Raw genomic sequence first — 24827 nt, 5'->3', positions numbered from 1 at the left:
ACGCGATCTCCTCCGCCTCGTCGAGCAAGCCCGGCAGCCGCGTGGTCAGGCGCACCGCCACGGCGTCGAGCGGCTGAACATGCCCTGGGGGTACCGCCCGCGTGCGGTGAGGTGAACGACCGCAGGTAGGTGCCGAGCGTCGACGGCGCCCGCACCCCGCCGAACAGTCGGGTCATCGCCCGTGGCGGAGAACATCGAGGTCGTCGATACTGTCGGCGCCGGCGAGCATCCCCGCGACGATGCTCGCGGACCAGACCGCCAGGTTCGGTGAACCGACGCTCGGATGCCGGCCGAACAGCTCGTGCAGACCGGTTGTCTCGGCCAGTCGCATCACCGGAAGCCCTGCGGCCGACACGAGGTTCGGATCATCGAAAACGGGCGTGACGGTGTGAGATGCATTCACCTCCGAGATGCCTCTGTTCTGGTGCCGGTATCTTTGTGTGGAATCTCAGATTCTCATGCCCTACAGGGGCTCTCGCGTTCTACGGCGCGCTCGCACAGTCACACCCGCAGTGGTTCCAGGCTCAGACGTCGTGCTCGGTGAAGTCCCGGTCGTGGTCGGTGGTACGGCCGTACCCGGTCTCGGTCATGCCGCGGCGCCAGTAGCCGATGACAAGGGTGGACCTGCGGTCGAAACCGGCCTCGTTGCGCAGGTAGCTGCGCATCCGCAGCACGGTCTTCGATTCGGCCGACACCCACGCGAATCGCTTCAGTTCGCCGTCGGGGATCGGCACGGCGGTCGCCGCGTCGGCCAGGTGCGTGGTGGTGCCCGCGGCGGCGCCGTCGCGGTGCACCCAGCGGATCTCGATGTCGGCGGGGGAGCGCAGGTCCTGGTGCTCGCCCTCGTCGGCGACCTCGACGACGGCGGTGCCCTTCGCGCCCTCGGGGAGGCGTTCGAGCATGCGGCCGATCGCGGGCAGCGCCGTCTCGTCGCCGATGATCAGGTACCAGTCGGCCGGGGGTGCGACGATCCCGCCGCCGCCGGCCGCCGCGATGCGATCGCCGGGACGGGCCCGCTCCACCCAGGCGCCGGCCAGGCCCTCGTCACCGTGCCGGACGAAGTCGATGTCCATCTCGGCGGCCGCGGGGTCGAGTCGCCGCACGGTGTAGGTGCGGACCTGCGCCTTGAGCGTGGGGTCGGGCCACTCGAGGCGCCGGCCGCCGGTGTTGACCGGCAGGTCGAGGTCTCCGTTCTCCCGCGGGAAGATCAGCTTGATGTTGGGCACCCGGGTCGGGTCGCTCGCGTAGACCTCGACGCCGCGGCCGGCGAACGTGACGCGGCGCATGCGGGGGGTGATGTCCTCGACCTTCGCGACTTCGATGACGCTGGGCAGCAGCCCGTCTTCGTTCGACATGCCTCACACCTTAGGTGAGCCTTTCCAACCTAAGTGGGGTCGGGTGGTTCCGCAGGCCGGTTCGGCATCGTGGCAGCCGTCACGGCCAGGACCACCGCGGCCACGAGAAGGGCGACGAACACCGGCGCCACCGCGTCGGCGAGCCGCTCCGGCTCGAGAGGTCCCGATCCGGCGGCACCGTGCGCGGCCAGCGCCGAATTCGCCAGTGCCCCGAACACCGCGACCCCGACGGCGCTGCCGATCGATCGGGCGAACGAGTACGCCCCGGTCACCACACCACGCTCGGCCCACGTCACGCTCGACTGCGCCGAGATCAGCGCCGGGCTCGCGATCAGGCCCATTCCGAGGCCGACGAGTACGCAACACCCCGCGACCTGCCACGCCGGGGACCGCTCGTCGAGCAACGTCAGCAGACCGGTGCCGGCCAGCACCGGGACGGATCCGATCATCGCGGTGTTGCGGAATCCGATCCTCAGGTAGAACCAGCCGGAGCGCGCCGCCGCGAGTGGCCACCCGATCGTCATCGTCGACAGGGTGAATCCCGCCACGAGGGCCGTGGTGCCCAGCGACCCCTGCACGAACGCGGGCACGTAGGAGGTCAGGCCCAGTACCACGGCGCCGACGAGGGCCGCGACCGCGCTGCTGGTCAGCACCACCCGACGGGCGAACACCCACGGCGGCAGGATCGGCTCCGCCGCGCGCCGCTCCACCCACACGAACAGCAGCAACAGCGTCGCACCGGCCGCGAACACCCCGGCGCTCGGCGCCGACACCCACGCCCAGGCCTGTCCGCCCTCGAGCAGGCCCAGGATCAGCAGTCCCGAGCCTGCGGCGAGGGTCGCGGCACCGGCCCGGTCCACCGGCCGCCGCGGCCCGGACGGCCGTGACTCGGTGAACGCCTTCAGCAGCACCGCCACTGCCAGCGCGCACAGCGGCAGGTTGATCCAGAAGATCCACCGCCACGACACGTAGTCGGAGAAGACCCCGCCCACGGCGGGGCCGACGATCGCCGACATGCCCCACACGCTCGCGAGGTAACCCTGGGCCTTCGCGCGCTCGGCGACGGTATAGATGTCGCCGGCGATGGTCTGCGCCATCGGCAGCACGGCCCCCGCACCCAGCCCCTGTACCGCGCGGAACGCGATCAGTGCCGGCATGCTCCACGCCAGCGCACACAGCGCCGAACCCAGGGCGAACAGCGCGATGCCGAACACCAGCACGGGTCTGCGCCCGTACACGTCCGACAGCTTGCCGTAGACCGGCACGAGCACGGCCTGGGTGAGCAGATAGCTCGAGAACAGCCACGGGAACTGCGTGAAGCCGCCGAGGTCCGCGACGATGGTCGGGACGGCGGTGGCCAGGACGGTGCTCTCGAGTGCGACCAGCGCGGTGGCGAGCATCAAGGCCGCGAGAATCGGTCCGCGTTCCGAGCGCAGACCCACGTCGATCCGGGGTGCCGCCGACATCACGCTCCTGTTCGGGGTGGGGTTCCGGTCACGATCATTGTCATAGTGAACGATCCCGGGATCGGGCGGGGGTGCCGTGCAGGTCCGGGCGGCGCACTAGGGTGGCACCGTGCGTCCATCACTCGAGTCCTACCCCCACCTCGCCGGCGGCAAGGTCCGGGACCTGTATGTCATAGACGACGAGCACCTGCTCCTCGTGGCCAGCGACCGGATCTCGGCATACGATCACGTGCTCGACACCCCGATTCCCGACAAGGGCCGGGTGCTCACCGCGATGAGCGTGTTCTTCTTCAACCTGCTCGAGGTGAACCATCACCTCGCCGCTGAGCCCGACGACGAGCGCATCCCCGCCGAGGTCCTCGGCCGCGCCCTCGTCGTCAAACGGCTGAAGATGGTGCCGATCGAGTGCGTCGCCCGCGGTTACCTCACCGGATCGGGCCTGATCGACTACCGGCAGACCGGCGCGGTGTGCGGCGTCCCGCTGCCCGACGGCCTCGTGGAGGCCAGCCGCCTGCCGGATCCGATCTTCACTCCGGCGAGCAAGGCCGAGATCGGCGACCACGACGAGAACATCACCTTCGACGAGGTCGTCGACAAGGTCGGCCAGGATCTCGCCGTGAAGCTGCGCGAGGACACCCTCGATATCTACGGCCGCGCCGCGATGTACGCGGCGGACAAGGGCATCCTGCTGGCCGACACGAAGTTCGAGTTCGGTCTCGACGACGGTGGCAACCTCGTCCTCGCCGACGAGGTGCTCACCCCGGATTCGTCGCGGTACTGGCCCGCCGAGGGCTACGAGCCCGGCAAGGTGCAGCCCAGCTTCGACAAGCAGTTCGTCCGCAACTGGCTGACGAGTCCCGAGTCCGGTTGGGACCGTGCCTCCGACACCCCGCCGCCGCCACTGCCGCAGCACATCGTCGATGCCACCCGTGAGCGGTACATCGAAGCCTACGAACGGATCTCGGGTCTGTCGTTCTCCGACTGGCTGGGGCCGAGCGCATGACCGCGCCGATCGCCAAGCGGGTCCCGTCCGAGCGGGTTCATCACGGACACACGTTCGTCGACGAGTACGAGTGGCTCCGCGACAAGGAGAACCCCGAGGTAGTCGCGCACCTCGAGGCCGAGAACGCGTGGACCGAGAAGCAGACCGCGCACCTGGCGCCGCTGCGGGAGAAGATCTTCGAGGAGATCAAGTCCCGCACGCAGGAAACCGACATGTCGGTACCCACCCGCATGGGGGACTGGTGGTACTACGCCCGGACCGTCGAGGGCAAGCAGTACAGCATCCAGTGCCGCTGCCCGGTCTCCGACCCCGACGACTGGAACCCGCCGGAGCTGGCACCGGGTGTGGAACTGCCGGGCGAGCAGGTGCTGCTCGACGGCAACGTCGAGGCCGCCGGGCACGAGTTCTTCTCCCTCGGTGCGTTCTCGATCAGCCACGACGGGACGCTGCTCGCCTACTCGGTCGACGTCGTCGGCGACGAGCGCTACACGCTGCGATTCAAGAACCTCGGCACCGGTGAGCTGCTCGCCGACGAGGTCCCCGGGACCGCACCCGGCGCGACGTGGGCGATCGACAACAGCCACATCTTCTACCTCACCGTGGACGAGTCCTGGCGGCCGGACACCGTGTGGCGGCACCGTCTGGGAACGTCGCACACCGAGGACGTCGAGGTCTTCCACGAGTCCGACGAACGGTTCTGGGTGTCGGTGGGCACCACCCGCAGCGAGAAGTACCTGATGATCTGGGTGGGATCGAAGATCACCACCGAGGGCTGGGTGCTCGAATCCGCGGACCCCACCGGCGAATTCCGCGTGCTGCTGCCGCGGCGCGAGGGTGTCGAGTACGGCGCCGAGCATGCCGTCGTCGGCGGCGAGGACCGGTTCCTGGTCATGCACAACGACGTCGTCGAGATGGTGGACGACGCGACGGGTGCGGTCACGCGCGAGAAGGCGGAGAACTTCGTTCTCGCCGAGGCGCCCGTGGACGATCCGTCTGCCCTGCGCACCCTCATCGGGCACCGACACGACGTGCGCCTCGAGGACGTCGATGCGTTCGCCGGGCACCTCGTGCTCGGCTACCGGCGGGAGGCGCTGACCCGGCTCGCGGTGTGGCCGCTGACCGCCGACGGCTACGGCGAGCTGACCGAACTCGAGTTCGACGAGGAACTGTTCGCGGTGGGTCCGGGCGCGAACCCGGAATGGCACCAGCCGATGCTGCGGCTCGGGTTCACGTCGTTCATCACGCCCAGCCGCGTCTACGACTACGTCGTCGACTCCGGAGAGCTGTTGCTGCGCAAGGCCCAGCCGGTGCTCGGTGACTTCGATCCGTCGGACTACGAGCAGCGCCGGGACTGGGCGGTGGCCGAGGACGGCACGCGCATCCCGCTGTCGATCGTGGCCCGCAAGGGTACGCCCGCGAACGCGCCGGCGCTGCTCTACGGGTACGGGTCGTACGAGGCCAGCATCGACCCCGGCTTCTCGGTGGCGCGGCTGTCGCTCCTCGACCGGGGCATGGTCTTCGCGGTGGCCCATGTGCGGGGCGGTGGCGAGATGGGCCGGCACTGGTACGAAAACGGCAAGACGCTGGCGAAGAAGAACACCTTCACCGACTTCGTCGCCTGCGCCCGGCACCTGATCGACACCGGTGCGACCCGGCCGGACCGCCTCGTCGCCGACGGCGGCAGCGCGGGCGGACTGCTCATGGGTGCGGTGGCGAATCTCGCACCGGAGTTGTTCGCCGGAATCCTTGCGAACGTGCCGTTCGTCGACCCGCTCACGTCGATCCTGGACCCGTCGCTGCCGCTGACGGTGATCGAGTGGGACGAGTGGGGCAACCCCCTCGACAACCCCGAGGTGTACGAGTACATGCGCTCGTACAGCCCGTACGAGAACGTCGAGGCGAAGGACTACCCGGCGATCCTCGCGATCACCAGCCTCAACGACACCCGGGTGCTCTACGTCGAACCGGCCAAGTGGGTAGCCAAGCTGCGCGCCACGAAGACCGGCGACTCGCCGCTGCTGCTCAAGACGGAGATGAGCGCCGGTCACGGCGGCGTGTCCGGTCGCTACGAGAAGTGGCGCGAGGTGGCCTTCGAGTTCGCGTGGGTCCTCGAGACATCGGGCGCATACCGTCCCTGAAAGGTGTTGTGGCCGAGTGCCTGGTGGCCGAATGTCACATCGCGTCGATGACATCGACGCGATGTGACATTCGGTCCCACAGGCCGCCCGCTCAGCGCGGGGCGTAGCGGATCTGCGGCCGGCCGGCGCGGCCGTACTCGGTGTGCCGGGCGGCGACGCCGTCGTCGGCCAGGCGTTCGAGGTACCGCCACGCCGTCACTCGCGACACGCCCACCGCGCTGCCCACCTCGGCGGCCGTGAGCGGCCCCGGCGCTTCCCGCAGGCACCGGGCGACCGCATCGAGGGTGTGCGGCGCGACGCCCTTCGGGGACGAGGCGCGCGGATCGGAGGTCCGCAGCGCCGCCATCGCCCGGTCGATGTCGTGCTGGCCGGCGGCCGCGCCGGACTCACCCAGCGCCTTGCGGTAGGCCAGGTAGTGGTCGAGTTTGTCGCTCAGGGCAGCGAAGGTGAACGGCTTGAGCAGGTAGAGCACGATACCCCGGGCGACGGCGGTGCGGACGACCTCGAGGTCGCGCGCGGAGGTCACAGCGATGATGTCCGGGCTCGGACGAGTCCCGCTCAACGCCGCGGCGACGTCGAGGCCGCTCATGTCGGGCAGTCCGATGTCCAGCAGCACCAGATCCACGGGCTCTCCTGCCTTCGCGGCCTCGGCGACGGCACGCAGCGCGTTCCGGCCGGTGTCGGCGACGGCGACCACCGTGAACTGCGGCAGGCGATCGACGTACGCGCGGTGCGCGTCGGCGATGCGGGACTCGTCCTCCACGACGAGGACGCGAATCACTGTGCGCTGCCTGCGTGCTCGGTTTGCAAGGGGATCTCGGCGACGACCATCGAGCCCAGCGACGGCTCGGTCCGCAGGGTGCCGCCGTGGCGCGCCACCACCTGCGCGACCAGTGCCAATCCCAGTCCGTGGTGGTCTGCCTTCGTGGAATAGCCCCGCGTCATGGCGCGGGCGAGGACCTCCGGCGACATGCCCGGTCCACTGTCCGCAACTTCGACGATCATGTTCGAATCATCCTGTCGTATCGTCACTTCCACCCACGGTTCGTCGACGGCCCGGGCGGCGTCGATGGCGTTGTCCACCAGGTTGCCGACGAGTGTCACCAGGTCGCGGGTGCCGAGGGGGGTCGAGCCCAGTGCGGTGTCGTCTGTGACGGTCAGTTCGACGCCGCGTTCGGCGGCGTCGTTGATCTTTCCCAGCAGCAGGGCGACGAGTGCCGGTTCCTGCACCGACGCGGTGAGCCGGTCGATGAGCTGCTGCGACAGGCGCAGTTCCTCCGTCGCGAACGCGACCGCCTCCTCGGGACGTCCCAGTTCGACCATCGTGACGATGGTGTGCAGCCGGTTCGCCGACTCGTGCGCCTGCGCGCGCAGCGCGTCGGCGAAACCGCGAACCGAGTCCAGTTCGCCCAGCACCGTACGTAGTTCGGTGCGATCCCGCAACGTCGTCACCGTGGCGATCCGCCGGCCCTCCCACTGCACCGGACTCCGGTCGACGACCAGGACGCGGTCCTCGGTGAGGAGTACGTCGCCGCGGGCGTCCGCGTCCGGGCCGGTCACGCGCAGCGCCTCGGGCAGATCGTCCGTCGTGACCGGGCCGTCGCCGAGACCGAGCAGGCGCCGCGCCTCGTCGTTGACGACCTCCACGCGTGCGGGCTCGTCGGTGCCGATCACGATCAGGCCCTCCCCGATCGCGTGGAGGACCGCGTCGTGGTGCTCGTAGAGCCGGCGCAACTCGTCCGGCGCGAGTCCGAGGGTCTGGCGGCGCAGGCGCCGGCTGACGAGCACGGCGCCGCCGGTCGCGACGGCCAGAGCTGCGGCCGACAGACCGAGCAGAGCGGGCAGACCGCGGGCGAACTGGTCGGCGACCCTCGCGCGGGTGACGCCGACGGCGACCAGGCCGACGACCTGTCCGTCGTCGACGATCGGCGCCACGGCCCGGATGGACGGGCCCAGCGAGCCGGCATAGGTCTCGGTGAACACGGTGCCGGCGAGCGCCGGTTCGATGTTGCCGCTGAACGGCAGACCGATCATCGCAGGGTCGGTGTGGGTGTACCGGGTCCGGTCGGGCGCCATCACGACGATGAAATCGGTGCCCGTCGCCTCCCTGATGCGTTCGGTGCGCGGTTGCAGCACCGCCGACGGGTCCGGTGTGCGCAACGCCGCCGCCGTCGAGTCGGACCCGGCCAGGGATTCGGCGATTGCGACGACGGTGCGGCGGGTGGCGTCGTCGCTGTCGCGGCGCTCGTCGATCCCGACGAGGACGGTGCCGGCGCCGATGACCAGGGCGAGCACGGCCAGCTGCAGTACCAGCAGCTGACGCGCCACGCTCATCGACGGCCGGTGCGCGGTCGGCGGCACGGGCGTACTCCTTCCGGATGCCGGTGGGTCCGCCTCGTGAGCGCGACATCACCTGAACGAAATGAACGCAATCTTCACCGGGTGAGGCTGCGACACCACCATTTCTATCAGGAACGTGACCGCGATCACGAAGCCCCCGAAACGCCCATCCGAGAGGATCCGCCATGAGCACGTCACCAGACTCCCGGGCACCCGGCGCCACGCCACCGGCCAAGCGCAGAGACCGCACGCACTGGCTCTACGTCGGTGTCATCGTGGCAGTGGTGGCCGGCGTCCTCGTCGGCTGGCTCGCCCCGGACGTCGGCAAGTCGTTCGGCGTCCTCGGCACGATGTTCGTCGACCTCATCAAGATGATGATCAGCCCGGTCATCTTCTGCACGATCGTCCTCGGCATCGGCTCGGTGCGGGCTGCCGCCAGCGTCGGCAAGGTCGGCGGCCTGGCGATGGTGTACTTCCTCGGCATGTCCACCGTCGCGCTGGGCATCGGCCTGGTGGTGGGCAACCTGCTCGATCCGGGCAGCGGCCTGAACCTGTCCCCGGAGACCGCCGGCGCCGGCGCCGCGCTGGCCGACAAGGCCCACGCCACGGGCGGGACCATGGACTTCATCGCGTCGATCATCCCCACGTCGCTGCTGTCGGCGCTCACCGAGGGCAGCGTGCTGCAGACCCTGTTCGTCGCTCTGTTGGTCGGCTTCGCGCTGCAGGGCCTCGGCAAGACCGGCGAGCCGGTCCTGCGCGGTATCGGCTACGTGCAGAAGCTCGTGTTCAAGATCCTGTCGATGATCCTGTGGCTCGCTCCGATCGGTGCCTTCGGCGCCATCGCCAACGTGGTCGGGCAGACCGGTCTCGGCGCGGTCGTCCAGCTCGGCACCCTGATGATCGGGTTCTACCTCACCTGCGTGCTGTTCGTGTTCGGTGTGCTCGGCTCCCTGCTGCGGATGGTGTCCGGGGTGTCGATCTTCAAGCTGGTCAAGTACCTGGCCCGCGAGTACCTGCTGATCTTCGCGACGTCCTCGTCCGAGTCCGCGCTGCCGCGGCTCATCGCGAAGATGGAGCATGTCGGGGTCGAGCGCACCACCGTCGGTGTCGTCGTGCCCACCGGGTACTCGTTCAACCTGGACGGCACCGCCATCTACCTGACGATGGCTTCGCTGTTCATCGCCGACGCGCTCGGTTCGCCGCTGTCGCTGGCCGAGCAGCTCTCCCTGCTGGTGTTCATGATCGTCGCGTCGAAGGGTGCGGCCGGGGTGAGCGGGGCGGGCCTGGCCACGCTCGCCGGCGGCCTGCAGAGCCACCGTCCGGAGCTGCTCGACGGCGTCGGCCTCATCGTCGGCATCGACCGGTTCATGTCCGAGGCGCGCGCCGTCACCAACTTCTCCGGCAACGCCGTCGCCACCCTGCTGGTGGGAACGTGGACCGGAACCGTCGACCGCGGTCGCGTCCGCGACGTCCTCGCCGGCCGCATCCCGTTCGACGAGGAGACCATGGTCGACGACCACGGCCCGGCCGCCGCGCAGCCTGCCGTCGTGGTCGAGAAGGAGGAAGCGAAGGTCCTGGCGCGCGCCTGACGGGGTCCCGCTGGCGGAACCCCTTGTGGCCGAATGTCACACCGGTTCGATCTGATCGAACCGGTGTGACATTCGGTCATACACGCACGCGTGTCAGGCTGGACGGAACAGGGCCGCGACGTGCGCACCGACCCGTTCGACGAGGTGATCGAAGAAGGCCGGCGGGTCCGTGGCGACGACGATCTCGGCGTTCGGCGGGCGGCCCCACATGCCGGACCAGTCGGCGACGGTGGTGCCGCGGGTGAGCCGGCCGTCGAGTTCGACGTCGACCGTCGCCGGGCGGGTGGTGAAGGGCACCGTTCCGAGGGCGACCGCCGCCGCGAACGGATCGTGGACGTGTGCCAGGAAGCCCTGACCCTGGTCGCGGTGGAATTCCATGTAGAAGCGCAGCGCATCGGACAGGTGCCGCACGATCGGGTTGGACTCCTGCGAGCGCAGACCGCGCGGATCGTCCGGCGAGAGGATCTCGGCCGGGACGCTTCCCGCGGTCTCGGCGAGACGTCGCAGGTGTTCGGGCCGCATAGCGATCGACTCGGTGGTCTCGAGGGAGCACACGATCGGCCGGCGGTCGGGCGCCACGACGGAGAACGCGTCGAACACCGCCTTCGCGGCCTCCGGATCCACCGCGACGTTCCATTCCGAGGTGGGGGTGGTGTTGCCCGGGTAGTTGAACGCCCCGCCCATCACGACCAGACGGCGCAGCCGGTGGGGGAGTTGCGGATCGAGCCGGACGGCCAGCGCCAGGTTGGTGAGCGGACCGGTGACGAGGCCGACGAGTTCGCCGGGGTGGGCGCGGGTCAGTTCCACCCACGCCTCGGCGGCACTGCGGCCCGACGGACCGTGACCGGGGGAGGGCAGGTCGGCGTAGCCGACGCCGAGCGGGCCGTGCGTGTCCTCGGTCGTCATCAGCGGCGCGACGAGCGGCGCCTCCGAGCCGACGGCGACCTCGATGTCCGGCCTGCCGCACACCTGCAGCCACGCCAGGTTGTTCGCGGTCACCTGCGGGACGGGCACGTTTCCCGCGGTGGAGAGCACCGCGGCGATCTCCGCTTCCGGACTCGCCAGCAGGTAGAGCAGGGCGAGCGCATCGTCGATACCGGTGTCGACGTCGGCGACGAGACGGATGGGTTCGGGCACCCGCCCATCCTGCAGCACGTGCCCGCGGGCCGGAACGGCCGGTGCCGCGGACTGCCGCTCAGGCGGGCGGCGTCGTGTCGACCAGGCCCTCGGGGAGGCGGCGGAACATCTCGGCCAGCTGAGGCAGGAAGTCGCGGAAGCCGCTGGTCTTGCGCCAGAACATGCCGATGTGGCGACGCGGGACGGGATCGGCGAACCGCAGCAGCCGGATCTCCGGGGGCTGCGCGACCGGGGTGGTGACGGCCAGGCGCGGCAGCAGGGTCACCCCCACCCCTGCGATCACCATCTGCCGCAGGGTCTCGAGGCTCGTCGCCCGGAAGCCGTTGCGTTCGGCGGCTCCGGTCAGCCGGCACACCTCGAGGGCCTGGTCCCGCAGGCAGTGACCGTCCTCGAGCAGCAGCAGGCTCTCGTCCGCGATCACCGACAGCGGGGCAGGTTCGGGGGTGGCAGCCAGAGGATGGGAGGCCGGGACGGCGAGCACGAAGTCCTCGGAGAACAGGTACTCCTGGTGCAGGTGGTCGTCGTCGATCGGCAGTGCGAGCACACAGACGTCGAGGTCGCCGCGGCGGAGCCGCTCGAGCAGGTCCTCGGTCTTCTCCTCGATCAACAGCAGTTCGAGGTCGGGGAACCTCGCCCGTACCGACGGTACGACGTGCGGGAGCAGGTACGGGGCGAGGGTCGGGAACAGGCCGATGCGGAGCGTGCCCGACTCCGGGTCGGAGAACTGCCGGGCGATCTCGCGGATGTTCGCGGTCTCGCTCAGAATGATCCGGGCGCGCTCCACGATCTGCGTGCCCGCGCCGGTCAGGGTGATCTGACGCGGGCTCCGCTCGACGAGTTCGACGCCGAGTTCCTGTTCGAGCTTGCGGATCTGGGTCGACAGCGTCGGCTGGCTGACGAAGCAGGCCTCCGCCGCCCGGCCGAAGTGGCGATGGTGCGCCACTGCGGCCAGGTACTCGAGATCACGCAGATTCACGACGGACGAACTACCGGACGGTCGCGGCGACCGAGTCCTCGGCCGGGGCGCTGGTACGGATGAGATGGTCGAACGCGCCGAGCGCCGCCGTCGCGCCGGCACCGGCGGCGACGACGATCTGCTTGTACGGCACCGTCGTGCAGTCGCCGGCGGCGAACACACCCGGCACCGAGGTCTGGCCGCGGTCGTCGATCACGATCTCACCGCGCGGCGACAACTCGACCGTGCCGGCGAGCCACTCGGTGTTGGGCAGCAGGCCGATCTGGACGAAGACGCCTTCGAGCTCGAGCGTGTGCGACGTCTCGGTGGTGCGGTCCAGGTAGGTCAGGCCGGTGACCTTGTTTCCGTCGCCGAGGACTTCGGTGGTCGCCGCGCTGACGACGATGTCGACGTTGGGCAGACTGCGCAGTTTGCGCTGCAGCACCTCGTCGGCGCGCAGCACGGAGTCGAACTCGATGAGCGTGACGTGCGCGACGACGCCGGCGAGATCGATCGCGGCCTCGACGCCGGAGTTGCCGCCGCCGATCACGGCGACGCGCTTGCCCTTGAACAGCGGTCCGTCGCAGTGCGGACAGTAGGTCACGCCCTTGTTGCGGTACTCGGTCTCGCCGGGCACGTTCATCGAGCGCCACCGCGCGCCGGTGGACAGGATCACGGTACGGGCGAGCAGGGAGGCGCCGCTGTCCAGTTCGACCTCGACGAGGCCGCCCTCGGTGGTCGCGGGCACGAGCTTCGCGGCGCGCTGCAGGTTCATGACGTCGACGTCGTACTGACGGACGTGATTGTCGAGCGCGGCGCCGAACTGGGGACCCTCGGTGTAGGGCACGGAGACGAAGTTCTCGATCGCCATGGTGTCGAGCACCTGGCCGCCGAAGCGCTCGGCAGCGAGACCGGTTCGAATTCCCTTGCGGGCGGCGTAGATCGAGGCGGCCGCGCCGGCCGGTCCGCCGCCGACGACGAGTACGTCGAACGGGTCCTTCTCGGCGATCGCGGCGGCCGCGCGGTCTGCGGCGCCGGTGTCGAGCTTGCCGACGATCTGCTCGAGGCTCATGCGGCCCGAGTCGAACAGCTCACCGTTGAGGTACACCGTCGGTACGGCCATCACCTGGCGCCCGTCGACCTCGTCCTGGAACAGGGCACCGTCGATGGCGACGTGCTTGATGCGCGGATTGAGCACGCACATCAGGTTCAGGGCCTGCACGACGTCCGGGCAGTTCTGGCAGGAGAGCGAGAAATAGGTCTCGAAGTGCAGTTCGCCGTCCAGGTCGCGGACCTGCTGCTGCAGTTCCTCCGGCTCCTTCGACGGGTAACCGCCCACCTGGAGGAGGGCGAGTGCGAGGGAGGTGAACTCGTGACCGAGCGGGATGCCGGCGAAGCGGACCTCGACGTCGGCGCCGACTCGGCGGATGGCGAAGGAGGGGCGCCGTGCGTCGTCGTCGCGGCGCTCGTGGGTGATCTTGTCCGACATCGCCGCGATCTCGTCGAGGAGGGCGGCGAGTTCGGCGGACTTGGGTCCGTCGTCGAGGGAGGACACGAGCTCGATCGGCAGGGTCAGCCGCTCGAGGAGGGACTTCAGTTGGCCGGCGAGCGAGGCTTCGAGCATGGGTATCTACTCCATCGACGGGTGGGAAGCGGTGATCGGAAGGCGGCACGGCGCCGGGTGGTTCGGCGCTCCGGGAGCGCGGGGCCCGATGTGGGCCGGGCCCCGCGCCGCAGGAATGTCGGATCCGGAGGTGTCAGATCTTGCCGACGAGGTCCAGCGACGGGGCGAGGGTCTCGGCGCCCTCTTCCCACTTCGCCGGGCAGACCTCGCCCGGGTGCGACCGCACGTACTGGGCGGCCTTGACCTTGCGGACGAGCTCGGCGGCGTTGCGGCCGATGCCCTCGGCGGTGACCTCCATGAACTGGACGATGCCGTCGGGATCGACGAGGAAGGTGCCGCGGTCGGCCAGGCCCTCGTTCTCACGCAGCACCTCGAAGTCGGTGCTGATCTGCAGGGTCGGGTCGCCGATCATGGCGTACTTGATCTTGCCGATGGTCTCGGAGGAGTCGTGCCACGCCTTGTGCGTGAAGTGAGTGTCGGTGGAGACCGAGAAGACCTCGACGCCGAGCTTCTGCAGCTCCTCGTAGTGGTCGGCAAGGTCACCGAGCTCCGTCGGGCAGACGAAGGTGAAGTCGGCCGGGTAGAAGAAGAAGATCGCCCACTTGCCCTTGATGTCCTCGTCGGAGACGGAGATGAAACCACCCTCCTGGTAGGCGGTCGCGGAGAAGGGCTTGATCTGCTTGTTGATCAGGGCCACGTTGAACCTCTGTTCGGTCGATGGGGAATCTGACCTTTCGAACACTAACGAGTTTCGATAGATAAGGCCAATCGGTCGAGCCCATGCCATTGATAGCCTGCATCTATGGACCCGATCGACCCGGAGAAACCCCCAGTTGGGCGACGGAACCGCCGTCGGCGCGCCGATGCGGTGCGCGACAGGAAGTGACCGATATCACGGCTGGTGGGGGGCGGTATCGGTGACGCGGAATACCGGGTAGGGCGGGGCCACGGCCGCGAGCTCCGCCGGGGTGGGTTCACCGGTCAGGCCGAAGTACATGTCCGCCTCCCGAGCGATCTTCCGGTGACCGGGCTGCCGCCCGCCCCGCAGCAGATAGGCGCGGACGATGTCGGCACGGGCGGGGACCGGTACCTCGACCAGGGTGACCGCCCGGCGTCGGCGACCGCGGGCCAGCACCGCGCGCCCGCCGGCAGCCCGCACGTTGCGGGCCCACTGGGACTGCCCGGCCAGCGACAGCAGGTACTGCTCGCCGTCGTGGTCCAGCAGCACCAGGTTGGTCCGGCGCACGACACCGGAGCGGCGGCCGGGGACCTCGAGCGTCACGACACTCCTCGGACTGAGTCGCAGCCGGGTCAGCGCGTGGCCGAGCCACTGCAGCCGCGCGTACAGCGGCGGTGGGGGCCGGTACCGGCGCGCTCCGCCGTAGCGGGGCGCGGCCACGGCGGTCCGGAGCCTGCGCAACCGGCCGGCCCGGGGGCGGTCGAGCTGCCGGGCCAGGTGGTGCAGCGCCCCGGTCGTCCCGGTGGTCAGCGGCAGCCCGTGCCCGGGGGCGAGTATCCGCGGCTCCAGTGCCGCCAGGGCAGCGACGGACCGCACGGCCGCCGGCCAGTTCCAGGTGGTGTACCGGGGTGGCCCGGCCGGCCGCTGCCGGCCGGTCAGCGCCCCGGTGACCGAGTTCAGGTCCACGGTCGCCGCGGCGTCCCCGGTGATCAGTACGCCGTCGCTGCGCCGCAGGTAGGCCACGTGCCCAGGGGTGTGCCCGGGGGTATGAACCCATTGCCAGTCCGGCAGTCCCGGCACCCCGCCCCCCGGCTCCAGCGGACGCACGACGTCGGTGATGTCGCCTGCCTGCTCGATCCGCGCCCGAGTCCGCCGGGGCAGCAGTCGCATCAGTGGGGCCACCAGCCACCGGTCCAGCGGCATCGGATACTCCGGCAGGTAGCGGCCCGCAGCCATCGGCAGCTCCGCGGGGTGCACGTACACCGGCACTCGCCAGGTCCGGGCCAGCGCTCCGGCCGCCCCGCAGTGGTCCGGGTGGATGTGGGTCAGCACGATCGCTGCCGGTGTCGTCCCCCGGCCGAACAACGACTCTGCTGCCGCGGTGACGGCCTCGGCGCTGCCGGTCCAGGCCGCGTCCACCAGTACCCACGGCGTTCCCGACCCGAGCAGGTAGACGTTGGGGGCGACGGCAGTCCGCCCGGCCCGGAGCAGGTGGACGCCGGGGGCGATCCGGTGCGGTCCGGTGGTCATCGGGTGCTCCTGCTGTGGTGATCGTCGGGGATCCCGAGTCGGTGGCGTGCTGCCAGGCCCCGAGCCGGTCGCGAGCCCGGGCGGTCGGCAGCGCACGATCACCCCGCCGAAGGGCGGGCGATCCCGACCACCCTTCGGTTCTCTGTCCGGCAGCGCCGTGAACCGATATCCGGTCAGTGTATTCAACCTGCTCGATGTCGATCGACATCCGCCGGCACACGCTGCCGCCGGGGGCGCGTGCCGGATAGTCGGGCTCCGGGAGGTTGTGCCGATCCACGCTCCGCGCGACCATCGTTCGATGACCGGCCATGTCGAGGTCCGGGCGTACGCCGAGTTGAACGACTTCGTTGCGCCCGAGTCACGGGGCGTCGCGGTGCGACGACCGTTCCGGAGCCACCAGACGGTCAAGGACGTCGTCGAGGCGATGGGCATACCCCACACCGAGATCGACCTGATCGTGGTCGACGGAGAGCCGGTGGACTTCGCGTACCGCCCGCGGCCGGGTGCCCGCATCGCGGTTTATCCGCTGTTCGAAGCGCTCGACATCGAACCGATCACCCGGCTGCGCCCGGCTCCGCTGCGTGACCCCCGCTTCGTGGTCGACGTGAACCTGGGCCGGCTGGCACGCCTGCTCCGGTTGCTCGGGTTCGACGTGCTCTGGACGTCCGACATGGACGATGCGGAACTGGCGCGGATCGGGAGTGCCCATCAGCGGATCCTGCTGACCCGCGACCGCGGACTGCTCGAGCGCCGGGAGATCACCCACGGGTTGTTCGTGCACGCCGACCGTCCGCTCGAGCAGATCGTCGAGGTCGTGCGCCGACTCGATCTCGGGGCACGGTTCGCTCCGTTCACCCGGTGCCTGCGCTGCAACGGCAGACTCGTCGCGGTGCCCAAGGAGGAGGTGCTCGAGCAGCTCGAGCCGCTCACTCGCCGTTTCTACGAGGACTTCTCCCGCTGCACGGAGTGCGGCCGGATCTACTGGGCGGGCTCGCACCACCGGAAACTGGTTGCTCTCGTGCGGGAGATCGGTGGGGAGATCTGACGCGCTCAGATGCGCAGACCGACCTCGACGATCGCCTGGGCGACGGCGCGCACCGGCGCCTGATGGCGGCGCGCGTAGGAGCGGATCAGTTCGAACGCCGCGGCCGGAGTGACGCCGCGGGCCTGCGCGGTGATGCCCTTGGCCTGCTCGACGACGACGCGGGTGTCGAGCGCGGTCTGCAGTTGCGCCGAGAGCTGTTCCTGCTGGCGCAGCTTGTCGGAGTTGACGATGTAACCGGTGGCCATGTCGGCGAACACCTGCGCGGCGGCGAGCTCGTCGTCGGCCCATTCCCGGGGTTCGCGGCAGTAGAGGTCCAGGGCACCGACCTTGACCTCGCCGAGTTGCATCGGGACGCCGGCGACGGCGGCGATCCCGAGCCGCCGTGCCTCGGCGGCGAATTCCGGCCACAGGTCGTCGCGGCCGCGGACATCGGCGACGGCGACGGTCTCGCCGTGGTTGAACGCGTGGGCGCACGGTCCGGCGTCGAATCGCTCCTGGCACCGTTCCATCGCCTCGATCTGTTCGCCGGCGGCGGTGACGAACCGGAGGCGGCCGTCCACGTGCAGAGTCACTCCGGCCCCCGTCAGTTCGAGCACGGAGGTCACCTTGCGCACGACTGCGTCGAGGGCGGCGTCGACCTCGTACGGGGTCAGCAGGCGCTGCGCGAACTTCGACAGTGCAGCGACGAATTCCTCGTGCCGGTAGGCCATCACCACCCCCTGGGCCGCGCGGACGTATCCCGTCGTACTTCAAGTGTTCCCCGGAACGCCGCAATGATGCCGCGAAAGTCCGGATCCGGGCCGCTGCACGTTCCCGAGTGGCGCCGAGCGCCTGGGTCCCTAGGATTCGATCACGCGATCCGGGCGCCGCGGACGCGAGCGACGGAGAAGGAGGCTGTGCGATGACCGAGGAAGCCGGCACTCGGGACGTCCCCGGCACCGAGGTGGGAGCCGAGTTCCGGTCCAGCTACCGCCACGGCTTCCTGCGGGTCGCGGCCTGCGCGACGCCGACGGCGATCGTCGACCCGGCGGCGAACGCGGCGACGGTGCTTCGAGCCGCCCGGGTCTGCCACGACGACGGGGTCGGGCTCGCCGTGTTTCCCGAGCTGACCCTGACCGGGTACTCGGTCGAGGACCTGTCGATGCAGGACACGGTGCTGGAGGCGGCCGAGCGGGCACTGGCGGAGATCGTCGCCGGGTCGGCGGGCCTGCTGCCCGTCCTGCTGGTGGGCCTGCCGTTGCGGCACCGGCACCGGATCTACAACGTGGCGGCGGTCGTGCACCGCGGGCGAATCCTGGGGGTCGCCCCCAAGTCGTATCTGCCGACGTATCGGGAGTTCTACGAGCGCCGGCAGATCGCGCCTGGCGACGACGTGCGCGGCACGGTCCGGATCGCCGGTCACGAGGTCCCGTTCGGTCCCGACCTGCTGTTCGAGGCCACCGATGTTCCCGGTCTGGTGCTGCACGTGGAGATCTGCGAGGACATGTGGGTTCCGATCCCACCCGGCGCGGAGGCCGCCCTGGCCGGCGCCACGGTGCTGGCGAACCTGTCGGGCAGCCCGATCACCGTCGGCCGCGCCGAGGACCGGCATCTGCTGGCTCGTTCGGCGTCGTCGCGCTGCCTGGCCGCCTACGTGTACTGCGCGGCGGGAGCGGGGGAGTCCACCACCGACCTGTCCTGGGACGGGCAGGCAATGGTGTACGAGAACGGAATGCTGCTCGCCGAGACCGAGCGGTTCCCGCGCGCCGAACAGCACGCGGTGGCCGACGTCGATCTCGAGCTGCTGCGCAACGAGCGCACCCGCATGGGCACCTTCGACGACAACCGGCGTCGCCACGCGGACCGGCTCGACGCGTTCCGCCGCATCGCGTTCACCCTCGCGCCCCCACTCACCGACATCGGGCTGCGACGCCGGGTCGAGCGCTACCCCTTCGTGCCGTCCGATCCGGCTCGCCTCGAGCACGACTGCTACGAGGCCTACAACATCCAGGTCGCGGGGCTCGAGCAGCGCCTGCGCGCGTTGAGTGGTCCGAAGCCCGGCGGCCCGAAGGTCGTGATCGGTTTGTCCGGCGGACTCGATTCCACGCACGCGCTCATCGTCGCTGTCAAGGCGATGGACCGGCTCGGCCGTCCGCGCGAGGATGTGCTCGCCTTCACCCTCCCGGGATTCGCGACGAGCGACCGGACCCGGGAGAACGCGCGCAGGCTGTGCCACGCGCTCGGGGTGACGCTCGAGGAAATCGACATCACCCGTGCCGCACACGTGATGCTCGAGGACCTGGGGCACCCGTTCGCGCGCGGGGAGCAGGTCTACGACATCACGTTCGAGAACATCCAGGCCGGGCTGCGCACCGACTATCTGTTCCGGGCCGCGAACCAGCGCGGTGGACTGGTGCTCGGGACGGGGGACCTGTCGGAGATCGCACTGGGCTGGTCGACGTACGGCGTCGGGGACCAGATGTCGCACTACAACGTCAACGCCGGGGTGCCGAAGACCCTCGTCCAGCATCTGATCCGCTGGGTCGTCTCCTCCGGACAGTTCGACGACGGCGAGCCGGCCGGCAATGCGGTCGGCGCCGTTCTCGAGGCCGTCCTGGGCACCGAGATCAGTCCCGAACTGGTCCCGGTCGGGGAGGGGGAGACACCGCAGAGCACCCAGGCCACGATCGGTCCGTACGACCTGCACGACTTCTTCCTGTTCCAGGTGCTGCGTTTCGGGTTCCGGCCGTCGAAGATCGCCTATCTGGCGTGGCAGGCCTGGCACGAGGCCGGTGCCGGGGACTGGCCGTCCGGCCATCCCGCGCATGCCCGCCGCGCGTACGACCTGCCCGAGATCCGGCGGTGGCTCGGCGTGTTCGTCCAGCGGTTCTTCGCCTTTAGTCAGTTCAAACGGTCCGCGATGCCGAACGGGCCGAAAGTTGCTGCCGGTGGCTCGCTCTCACCGCGCGGGGACTGGCGCGCGCCCTCGGACGCGTCCGCGCGCATCTGGCTCGACGAACTCGAACGGGAGGTGCCGCACGACTGCTCAGGTGCCGAGGAGGCCGGTCAGCGGTGAGTCGACTCGCCGCCCGTGCATCGCTGCCGAGATGCCGTCGAGGATGTGCTCGAGGACGGCCGCCGACGTGGCGAAGTTGATGCGCACGAACGCTTCTGCCGAAGGTCCGAAGGGTTTGCCGCCGTCGACCAGCACCCGGCCGAGGTCCCGGATCCGGCGGACCGGATCGTCGACGGCCGCAGCCGAGACATCGACCCAGGTGAGGTAGGTGCCCTCCGGCCGATGGTGGCGGGCGTCCGGCAGGTGCTCGCGCAGCGCGGCGTCGACCCGCCGGCGGTTGCGGTCGAGCACCCGGAGCAGGGTGTCCTGCCAGTCCTGGCAGTGTCGCCATGCGGCCAGGGTGCCGAGCACCGCAGGGGTCGAGACGGTGCCGTACAGGTCGGGCGGTTCTCGGTCCCGCACGGCGAGCAGTTGCTTCGGCCCGTAGTGCGCGACGGCACAGCGCAGTCCGGCGATGTTGAATGCCTTGCCGGCCGAGGTGAGGGTGATCGTTCGAGCCGCCGCGTCCGGACCGATCGACGCGAACGGGACATGCCGGTGGGGCGCGTAGATCAGCTCCGCATGGATCTCGTCGCTGACCACGAGCAGGTCGAACTCGGCGGCAAGTTCGGCGATGCGGGTGAGTTCGGGACGGGTGTGGACGCGTCCGGTCGGGTTGTGCGGGTCCACCAGGACGAGCACTTTCGGGCGCTCGGCGACGAGCGAGGGCCTGAGCGTGTCGAAGTCGAGCCGCCACCCCTCGTGGGTGTCGACGAACGGGAATTCGACGGTCCTGCGGCCCATTGCCGCGATCGTGGCCAGGAAGGGCGGGTAGTTCGGGGTCTGGATGACGACGCCGTCGCCACGCTCGGTGTGCAGGTGCAGGATCAACTGCAGTGCCTGGATGAGATCGGTCTGCTCCCGTACGTCGGCGGGGTCGACGGTCCATCCGTACCGGGACTGCATCCGCCGGGCGAACTCCGCGCGGAGCGGGGTGCCGCCGGCCCAGTCGGGGTAGCCGAGTTCGCCCGACCGGGCCGCGTCGCACAGCGCGTCCCCGATCACGGGGGCGATCGGGAAGTCCATGTCGGCCACCCAGGCCGGGAGGGCGCCGGCACGGACGGCGCGTGCCCACTTGACGCCGGTCCGGCGAGCGAGATCGCCGATATCGAGGTCGTCGAATCCGGGATGACGGCCCTCCGGCGTGGGTGACGCTCCGGTCATCGGTGAGCCCCGGGCCGAAGACGCCTGCGATGCGGCGATCCCCATCCGGTCGGCGTCGTTCGTCGTCGGGTGGCCGAACGGTCCATGCAGTGAGTGTGCCCGCCCCGCGGACCGGACGGGGTCGAACCCGGCATCCGATCCGGTGCCGTTGCTCCGTCACACCAGGCGGTGGCGAGGGTACTGTCGCGTCGGCCGGTCGTTCAGCCACGACGTAAGGTGCGGCCGTCGGGCAGGGTTCGGCCGCTCAGCAGCGCCACCAGGCGTCCGCTGTCGGCCCGCACCACCTCGCCGCTGCCCCAGTCCCAGTCGGTGTCGTCGGCTTCGAGCCGGACCTCGGTCAGGTCGACACCGAACAGCGCGCCGTTCGCGGCGGTGAGCTGGTCGAGGACGGCTACCACGGCCTCGGCCGGCGCCACCGTCGGCCGATCGAGCGCGACCGTGACGTCGAGGGAGTGGATCACTGCGTGGCTGAGTGCACCGGCCGCCCCGCCGCCCGGCGGCTGCCACGAGTGCAGCAGCGGTGACCGGAGTTGGGCCAAGTGCTCGGAGACCGGCAGGACGGCGTCGCGGGCGGCCACGGTGTCCGACAGCACGGTGAAGTCGCCGCCCGCCGCCGCCATCTCGGCTCCGAACTGCCCGGGTGTGAGCCGCGCCGGCATGGTCACGTGGGCGACCACGTGGCGAACCTGCCACTTCGCGCAGAGCGAGGGCGCGTCCCAGGTCTCCGCGGGGACGGAGGCGAGCAGGTCGGCCAAGCCGCCGTACGTCGGCGCTACCCCGGATTGCAGGTTCACAGTCGGTTCCCTTTCAGTCGGTGGGGCAAGGTGATCGTCGAATTCGTGCTGCGAGAGTTGAGACTCCGCGGGCCGGACGAACTCATCGGGGGAACGGGGGCGTGTTCAGGCGAGGACGTTGTCGTGCAGGTAGTTCGCCAGCTGGGTGCGGGAGCGGACACCGAGTTTTCGGTACAGCCGTCCCAGATGCATTTCGATGGTCTTGACGCTGAGGAAGAGCTCCTCGGCGATCTCCCGGTTGGTGCCGCCGTGCGCGGCGAGCCGGGCCACCTGCAGTTCCTGCGGGGTGAGCCGGTGCCCGGCAGCGGGTGCGGACCCGTCGACCGGCCGGCCGACGGCGCCGAGTTCCGTCGCGGCCTGCGCCGCCCACGTACGGGCCCCGATGTGCCGGAACGCGACGAATGCCGCCTCCAGGTGTTCGCGTGCGTCGCGCCGACGCCCGGCGCGGCGCAACCGCTCGCCGAAGCACAGGGCGGTCCGGGCGGTGTCGAACGGGGAGGGCGAGCGTGCGTGCAGGTGCAGGGCCCGGGTGAACCACGCATTGCATTCCGCGTCGTCGCCGATCAGGGCCCGCGCCCGGCAGACGAGAGCCCCGAGCGCGTCGGGCAGCCCGAGGTCCGGGAGCAGCCGCAGCTGTTCGCGGACCGCGTCCGGGACCTCTCGCCCTGTCCGGACGTACGCTTCGATCAGGTCGGCGGACGACGCCCGGGTGAGAAGGAGGTCGTCCGCGCCGCCGGAGGGCCGACGGTTCGCCTCCTGCAGAAGGGAGAGGGCGCGGTCGGGCCGATTCAGGCTCAGTTCCAGCAGCCCGAGCGCATCCAGGGCGTCGCGGTGCATCTCGCCCGGGCCGATCCGCTCGCGGATCCGCAACGACTGGGCGGCGTGCGTCCGGCAGGCCTGTTCGTCACCGAGCTGCGCCTCGAGTTCCGCAAGGCATCCGAGGGCCGCGCACTGCACGAGCAGCTCACCCGTTCGGGCGGCCAGTTCGACGGCCTCGGTGGCCGCGCGACGACCGGAGTGCAGACGTCCGAGGCGACTGTCGGTCAGCGCCGTGACGTACAGAGCCAGGGGCAACTGACCCCAGGCGCCTTCGGCTCGGAGCCGGTGCACCAGCGGCTCGAGCACCCGCCGCGGGTCGCCGTCCTCCCCGTGCCAGGCCACGGCGCCCAGCTCCGTCAGCAGAACCCATTCGACGTCGGCGTCGGCACCCGACCGCGCCAGCGCCTCGGCATCCTGCAACCAGCGCACCCCGTCGGAGGTGTTGCCGGACATCGACAGCGCGCTGCCGATCACGAACGTGCCGAGCAGTGCCGTGTCCGTGTCCCGGGGTGGCGCGGCTCGGATCGCCCGGCGGGCGAGCCGCAGCGCCCCTTCCGGCTCGCCGCAGACGAGCGCTCCCTCCGCCGCCAGGGCCAGCAGGTACGCACCGCGCGCCGGCCCGAGGTCGGCGGCACTCGTCTCCCACAGTCGGCGTGCGACACACGCTGCGCCCGTGTGCAGTTCGACCCGTCCACGGATGCTCGCGCCCACGGCACGCAGCTCCGGATCGGTGGTGTGATCCTCGGATCGGTCCAGCAGTCGCAGCGCCGTCGTGCTGCGACCCGCGCGCCGCGCCGCGTCGGCTGCGGCGCACAGGCGCCGGGCCGTGCCCGGCTCGTCGGCGGAGAACGCGGCGGCCTGTTCCATGACGACCGCGACGGCTGCGCATCCGCGGCGTTCCGACGTCAGCCGCGCGGACTGTTCGAGTTCCCGGGCGGTGTCCTCGTCCGGGGCGAGGGTGGCCTCGGTCAGGTGCCACGCACGACGATCCTGCCGAGCCGGATCGGTGAGCCGGTCGGCCACCGCGCGGTGCAGCGCTCGCCGTCGTGTCGGGGACAGATCGCAGACCGCGGCGCTCCGGATCAGCGGATGGGGAAAGGACAACCGGCCGCCCCCGAACGAGGCCAGCCCGGCGTCCTCGAGTGCCGCCAGGGCACGACGGTCGATCCCCAGGTCGGCCAGGACGGCGGACACCACCGGCAACCCGTCGTCGGCGGCTACGGCCGCGACCTCGAGGGCGCGGCGCGTCGCACCGTCCAGCGCGGCGATGCGGGTGCCGAAGATGCCGGTCGCGGCGGTTCCGGCGCGGACCGGGAGGCGCAGTGGCCGGGTTCCGGCGAGTTCGTCGGCCGAAAGGGTGCCGGCCAGTTCCACGAGTGCCGACGGGTTGCCTCCCACCTGCGCGGCCGCCGCCGACACCACGTCGTCCGGGAGCCGCCGCCCCAGGACCGCGGCCAGCAGCTGCCCGGCCGTGACGTCGTCGAGGCCTCGCACCACCGACGTCTCGAGGCCGGCCGGACCCCGCGGTTCGCGGGTGGCGACCAGTATCCCGATCCGCTCGGTGCGCAGCCGCCGAGCGACGAAGACGACGGCGTCCAGAGTCGGCCGGTCCAGCCACTGCGCATCGTCGACGAGCACCAGCAGCGGCGTGCTGCAGGCGGCTGCCGTCAGCGTCCGCAAGAACGCGGCGCCCACCGCGAAGCGGTCCTCCGGGTCGGGGATCTCACGCTCGGCGGAGCCGCGCAGCGCCCGGGGTGCCGGCACCGCGTGGGCCGGCATCACCGTCAGCAGCCGTTCGAGTGCCGCGAGGGGGAAGGACGTTTCGGCCTCCGCGCCCGAGACCGCCGGCACCCGGAGTCCGCCGGAATGATCGCGGGCGTAGTCGAGGAGAGCGGTCTTGCCGATGCCCGCTTCGCCGCTCAGGACCAGCGCACCACCCGCTCCCTGCCGGATGGCGGCAAGCAGCCGATCGATGCGTGCGCATTCCGGTCCCCGCCCGAGCAGCACAGATTCACCGTAGCGCCGGGCTGAGGCCGAAACCCCTCTTCTCAACCGAAATGGAAGCACCGGACGCCCGGCTCCACCGAAACGAGAC

The 24827-nt window shown here is 70.5% G+C and carries 19 protein-coding genes; 5 read left to right on the top strand and 14 right to left on the bottom strand.

The genetic code is table 11. From position 1 onward, the window contains the following. Window positions 1-172: 172 nt before the first annotated feature. The 3 genes from QYS60_RS09230 to QYS60_RS09220 all read right to left on the bottom strand — a co-directional run bounded on the left by QYS60_RS09230 (window position 173) and on the right by QYS60_RS09220 (window position 2821). Complete coding sequence (locus tag QYS60_RS09230) at window positions 173-355, bottom strand: hypothetical protein (protein ID WP_289380692.1); 183 nt, start codon at window positions 353-355, stop codon at window positions 173-175. Between the two features lie 169 nt (window positions 356-524). Continuing rightward, the gene (locus QYS60_RS09225; protein ID WP_210062600.1) at window positions 525-1355 is read right to left on the bottom strand and encodes a siderophore-interacting protein; all 831 of its coding nucleotides are present in this window, start codon (window positions 1353-1355) and stop codon (window positions 525-527) included. Between the two features lie 29 nt (window positions 1356-1384). Further along, window positions 1385-2821: an MDR family MFS transporter gene (locus QYS60_RS09220; RefSeq protein ID WP_289380693.1), complete on the bottom strand. Its 1437-nt coding sequence runs from the start codon at window positions 2819-2821 to the stop codon at window positions 1385-1387. Between the two features lie 109 nt (window positions 2822-2930). On the opposite strand from QYS60_RS09220, the gene QYS60_RS09215 reads away from it, so the two are divergent. Then, window positions 2931-3824, top strand: coding sequence for a phosphoribosylaminoimidazolesuccinocarboxamide synthase (locus tag QYS60_RS09215; protein WP_003936737.1), 894 nt, complete (start codon window positions 2931-2933; stop codon window positions 3822-3824). Beyond that, a complete protein-coding gene (locus tag QYS60_RS09210) occupies window positions 3821-5962 on the top strand; it encodes a S9 family peptidase (RefSeq protein ID WP_289380695.1) in 2142 nt (713 codons plus the stop codon). Before QYS60_RS09215 ends, QYS60_RS09210 begins: the two co-directional genes overlap by 4 nt. A 91-nt stretch (window positions 5963-6053) precedes the next feature. Here QYS60_RS09210 and QYS60_RS09205 read toward each other — a convergent pair whose 3' ends face one another. Together QYS60_RS09205 and QYS60_RS09200 are read right to left on the bottom strand one after the other, a co-directional pair. Continuing rightward, on the bottom strand, window positions 6054-6743 hold the full coding sequence (locus QYS60_RS09205) for a response regulator (RefSeq protein WP_371382974.1): 690 nt from the start codon (window positions 6741-6743) through the stop codon (window positions 6054-6056). After that, complete coding sequence (locus QYS60_RS09200; protein ID WP_289380699.1) at window positions 6740-8296, bottom strand: sensor histidine kinase; 1557 nt, start codon at window positions 8294-8296, stop codon at window positions 6740-6742. The genes QYS60_RS09205 and QYS60_RS09200 overlap by 4 nt, the downstream gene beginning before the upstream one ends. A 191-nt stretch (window positions 8297-8487) precedes the next feature. On the opposite strand from QYS60_RS09200, the gene QYS60_RS09195 reads away from it, so the two are divergent. Then, window positions 8488-9891, top strand: a complete 1404-nt coding sequence (locus QYS60_RS09195) for a C4-dicarboxylate transporter DctA (protein ID WP_003936733.1) — start codon at window positions 8488-8490, stop codon at window positions 9889-9891. Window positions 9892-9984: 93 nt separating this feature from the next. Here QYS60_RS09195 and QYS60_RS09190 read toward each other — a convergent pair whose 3' ends face one another. The 5 genes from QYS60_RS09190 to QYS60_RS09170 all read right to left on the bottom strand — a co-directional run bounded on the left by QYS60_RS09190 (window position 9985) and on the right by QYS60_RS09170 (window position 15816). Continuing rightward, entirely contained in the window at window positions 9985-11028 is a 1044-nt protein-coding gene (locus tag QYS60_RS09190) for a nucleoside hydrolase (RefSeq protein WP_371382973.1), read from the bottom strand. 58 nt (window positions 11029-11086) lie between these two features. Continuing rightward, entirely contained in the window at window positions 11087-12004 is a 918-nt protein-coding gene (locus QYS60_RS09185; RefSeq protein WP_003936731.1) for a LysR substrate-binding domain-containing protein, read from the bottom strand. Between the two features lie 10 nt (window positions 12005-12014). Continuing rightward, window positions 12015-13607, bottom strand: a complete 1593-nt coding sequence (gene ahpF / locus QYS60_RS09180) for an alkyl hydroperoxide reductase subunit F (protein WP_289380698.1) — start codon at window positions 13605-13607, stop codon at window positions 12015-12017. Between the two features lie 133 nt (window positions 13608-13740). Further along, complete coding sequence (gene ahpC / locus QYS60_RS09175; RefSeq protein ID WP_003936729.1) at window positions 13741-14304, bottom strand: alkyl hydroperoxide reductase subunit C; 564 nt, start codon at window positions 14302-14304, stop codon at window positions 13741-13743. Window positions 14305-14499: 195 nt separating this feature from the next. Next, a complete protein-coding gene (locus QYS60_RS09170; protein WP_371382972.1) occupies window positions 14500-15816 on the bottom strand; it encodes a nitroreductase/quinone reductase family protein in 1317 nt (438 codons plus the stop codon). 298 nt (window positions 15817-16114) lie between these two features. On the opposite strand from QYS60_RS09170, the gene QYS60_RS09165 reads away from it, so the two are divergent. Then, complete coding sequence (locus QYS60_RS09165; RefSeq protein ID WP_289380676.1) at window positions 16115-16861, top strand: Mut7-C RNAse domain-containing protein; 747 nt, start codon at window positions 16115-16117, stop codon at window positions 16859-16861. A 5-nt stretch (window positions 16862-16866) separates the two neighbouring features. Here the strand turns inward: QYS60_RS09165 and QYS60_RS09160 are convergent, their stop codons facing one another. Beyond that, entirely contained in the window at window positions 16867-17571 is a 705-nt protein-coding gene (locus QYS60_RS09160) for a GAF and ANTAR domain-containing protein (RefSeq protein ID WP_289380677.1), read from the bottom strand. 191 nt (window positions 17572-17762) lie between these two features. Here QYS60_RS09160 and QYS60_RS09155 point away from each other — a divergent pair, with 191 nt between their 5' ends. Further along, a complete protein-coding gene (locus QYS60_RS09155) occupies window positions 17763-19916 on the top strand; it encodes an NAD(+) synthase (RefSeq protein WP_371382971.1) in 2154 nt (717 codons plus the stop codon). On the opposite strand, the gene QYS60_RS09150 is transcribed toward QYS60_RS09155, so the two are convergent. The 3 genes from QYS60_RS09150 to QYS60_RS09140 all read right to left on the bottom strand — a co-directional run bounded on the left by QYS60_RS09150 (window position 19887) and on the right by QYS60_RS09140 (window position 24739). Continuing rightward, window positions 19887-21119 carry a MalY/PatB family protein gene (locus tag QYS60_RS09150; RefSeq protein ID WP_289380679.1) on the bottom strand — a complete coding sequence of 411 codons (1233 nt, stop codon included), beginning with the start codon at window positions 21117-21119 and terminating at the stop codon, window positions 19887-19889. The genes QYS60_RS09155 and QYS60_RS09150 overlap by 30 nt on opposite strands. A gap of 200 nt (window positions 21120-21319) precedes the next feature. After that, window positions 21320-21913 carry a maleylpyruvate isomerase family mycothiol-dependent enzyme gene (locus QYS60_RS09145; protein ID WP_289380680.1) on the bottom strand — a complete coding sequence of 198 codons (594 nt, stop codon included), beginning with the start codon at window positions 21911-21913 and terminating at the stop codon, window positions 21320-21322. 105 nt (window positions 21914-22018) lie between these two features. Then, the gene (locus QYS60_RS09140; protein WP_371382970.1) at window positions 22019-24739 is read right to left on the bottom strand and encodes a LuxR C-terminal-related transcriptional regulator; all 2721 of its coding nucleotides are present in this window, start codon (window positions 24737-24739) and stop codon (window positions 22019-22021) included. Window positions 24740-24827 lie beyond the last annotated feature (88 nt).

This window comes from Rhodococcus sp. GXMU-t2271 (genome assembly GCF_041414735.1).
Lineage (GTDB): Bacteria > Actinomycetota > Actinomycetes > Mycobacteriales > Mycobacteriaceae > Rhodococcus > Rhodococcus indonesiensis.
This window is presented reverse-complemented; position numbering and strand designations above follow the sequence as displayed.

What these genes read in the sequence shown, in the direction of transcription:
- QYS60_RS09225 (WP_210062600.1), bottom strand. Translation starts at nt 1,355, where the DNA reads ATGTCGAACGAAGACGGGCTGCTGCCCAGCGTCATCGAAGTCGCGAAG.
- QYS60_RS09220 (WP_289380693.1), bottom strand. Translation starts at nt 2,821, where the DNA reads ATGTCGGCGGCACCCCGGATCGACGTGGGTCTGCGCTCGGAACGCGGA.
- QYS60_RS09210 (WP_289380695.1), top strand. Translation starts at nt 3,821, where the DNA reads ATGACCGCGCCGATCGCCAAGCGGGTCCCGTCCGAGCGGGTTCATCAC.
- QYS60_RS09200 (WP_289380699.1), bottom strand. Translation starts at nt 8,296, where the DNA reads ATGAGCGTGGCGCGTCAGCTGCTGGTACTGCAGCTGGCCGTGCTCGCC.
- QYS60_RS09195 (WP_003936733.1), top strand. Translation starts at nt 8,488, where the DNA reads ATGAGCACGTCACCAGACTCCCGGGCACCCGGCGCCACGCCACCGGCC.
- ahpF (WP_289380698.1), bottom strand. Translation starts at nt 13,607, where the DNA reads ATGCTCGAAGCCTCGCTCGCCGGCCAACTGAAGTCCCTCCTCGAGCGG.
- QYS60_RS09170 (WP_371382972.1), bottom strand. Translation starts at nt 15,816, where the DNA reads ATGACCACCGGACCGCACCGGATCGCCCCCGGCGTCCACCTGCTCCGG.
- QYS60_RS09165 (WP_289380676.1), top strand. Translation starts at nt 16,115, where the DNA reads ATGACCGGCCATGTCGAGGTCCGGGCGTACGCCGAGTTGAACGACTTC.
- QYS60_RS09160 (WP_289380677.1), bottom strand. Translation starts at nt 17,571, where the DNA reads ATGGCCTACCGGCACGAGGAATTCGTCGCTGCACTGTCGAAGTTCGCG.
- QYS60_RS09155 (WP_371382971.1), top strand. Translation starts at nt 17,763, where the DNA reads ATGACCGAGGAAGCCGGCACTCGGGACGTCCCCGGCACCGAGGTGGGA.
- QYS60_RS09150 (WP_289380679.1), bottom strand. Translation starts at nt 21,119, where the DNA reads ATGACCGGAGCGTCACCCACGCCGGAGGGCCGTCATCCCGGATTCGAC.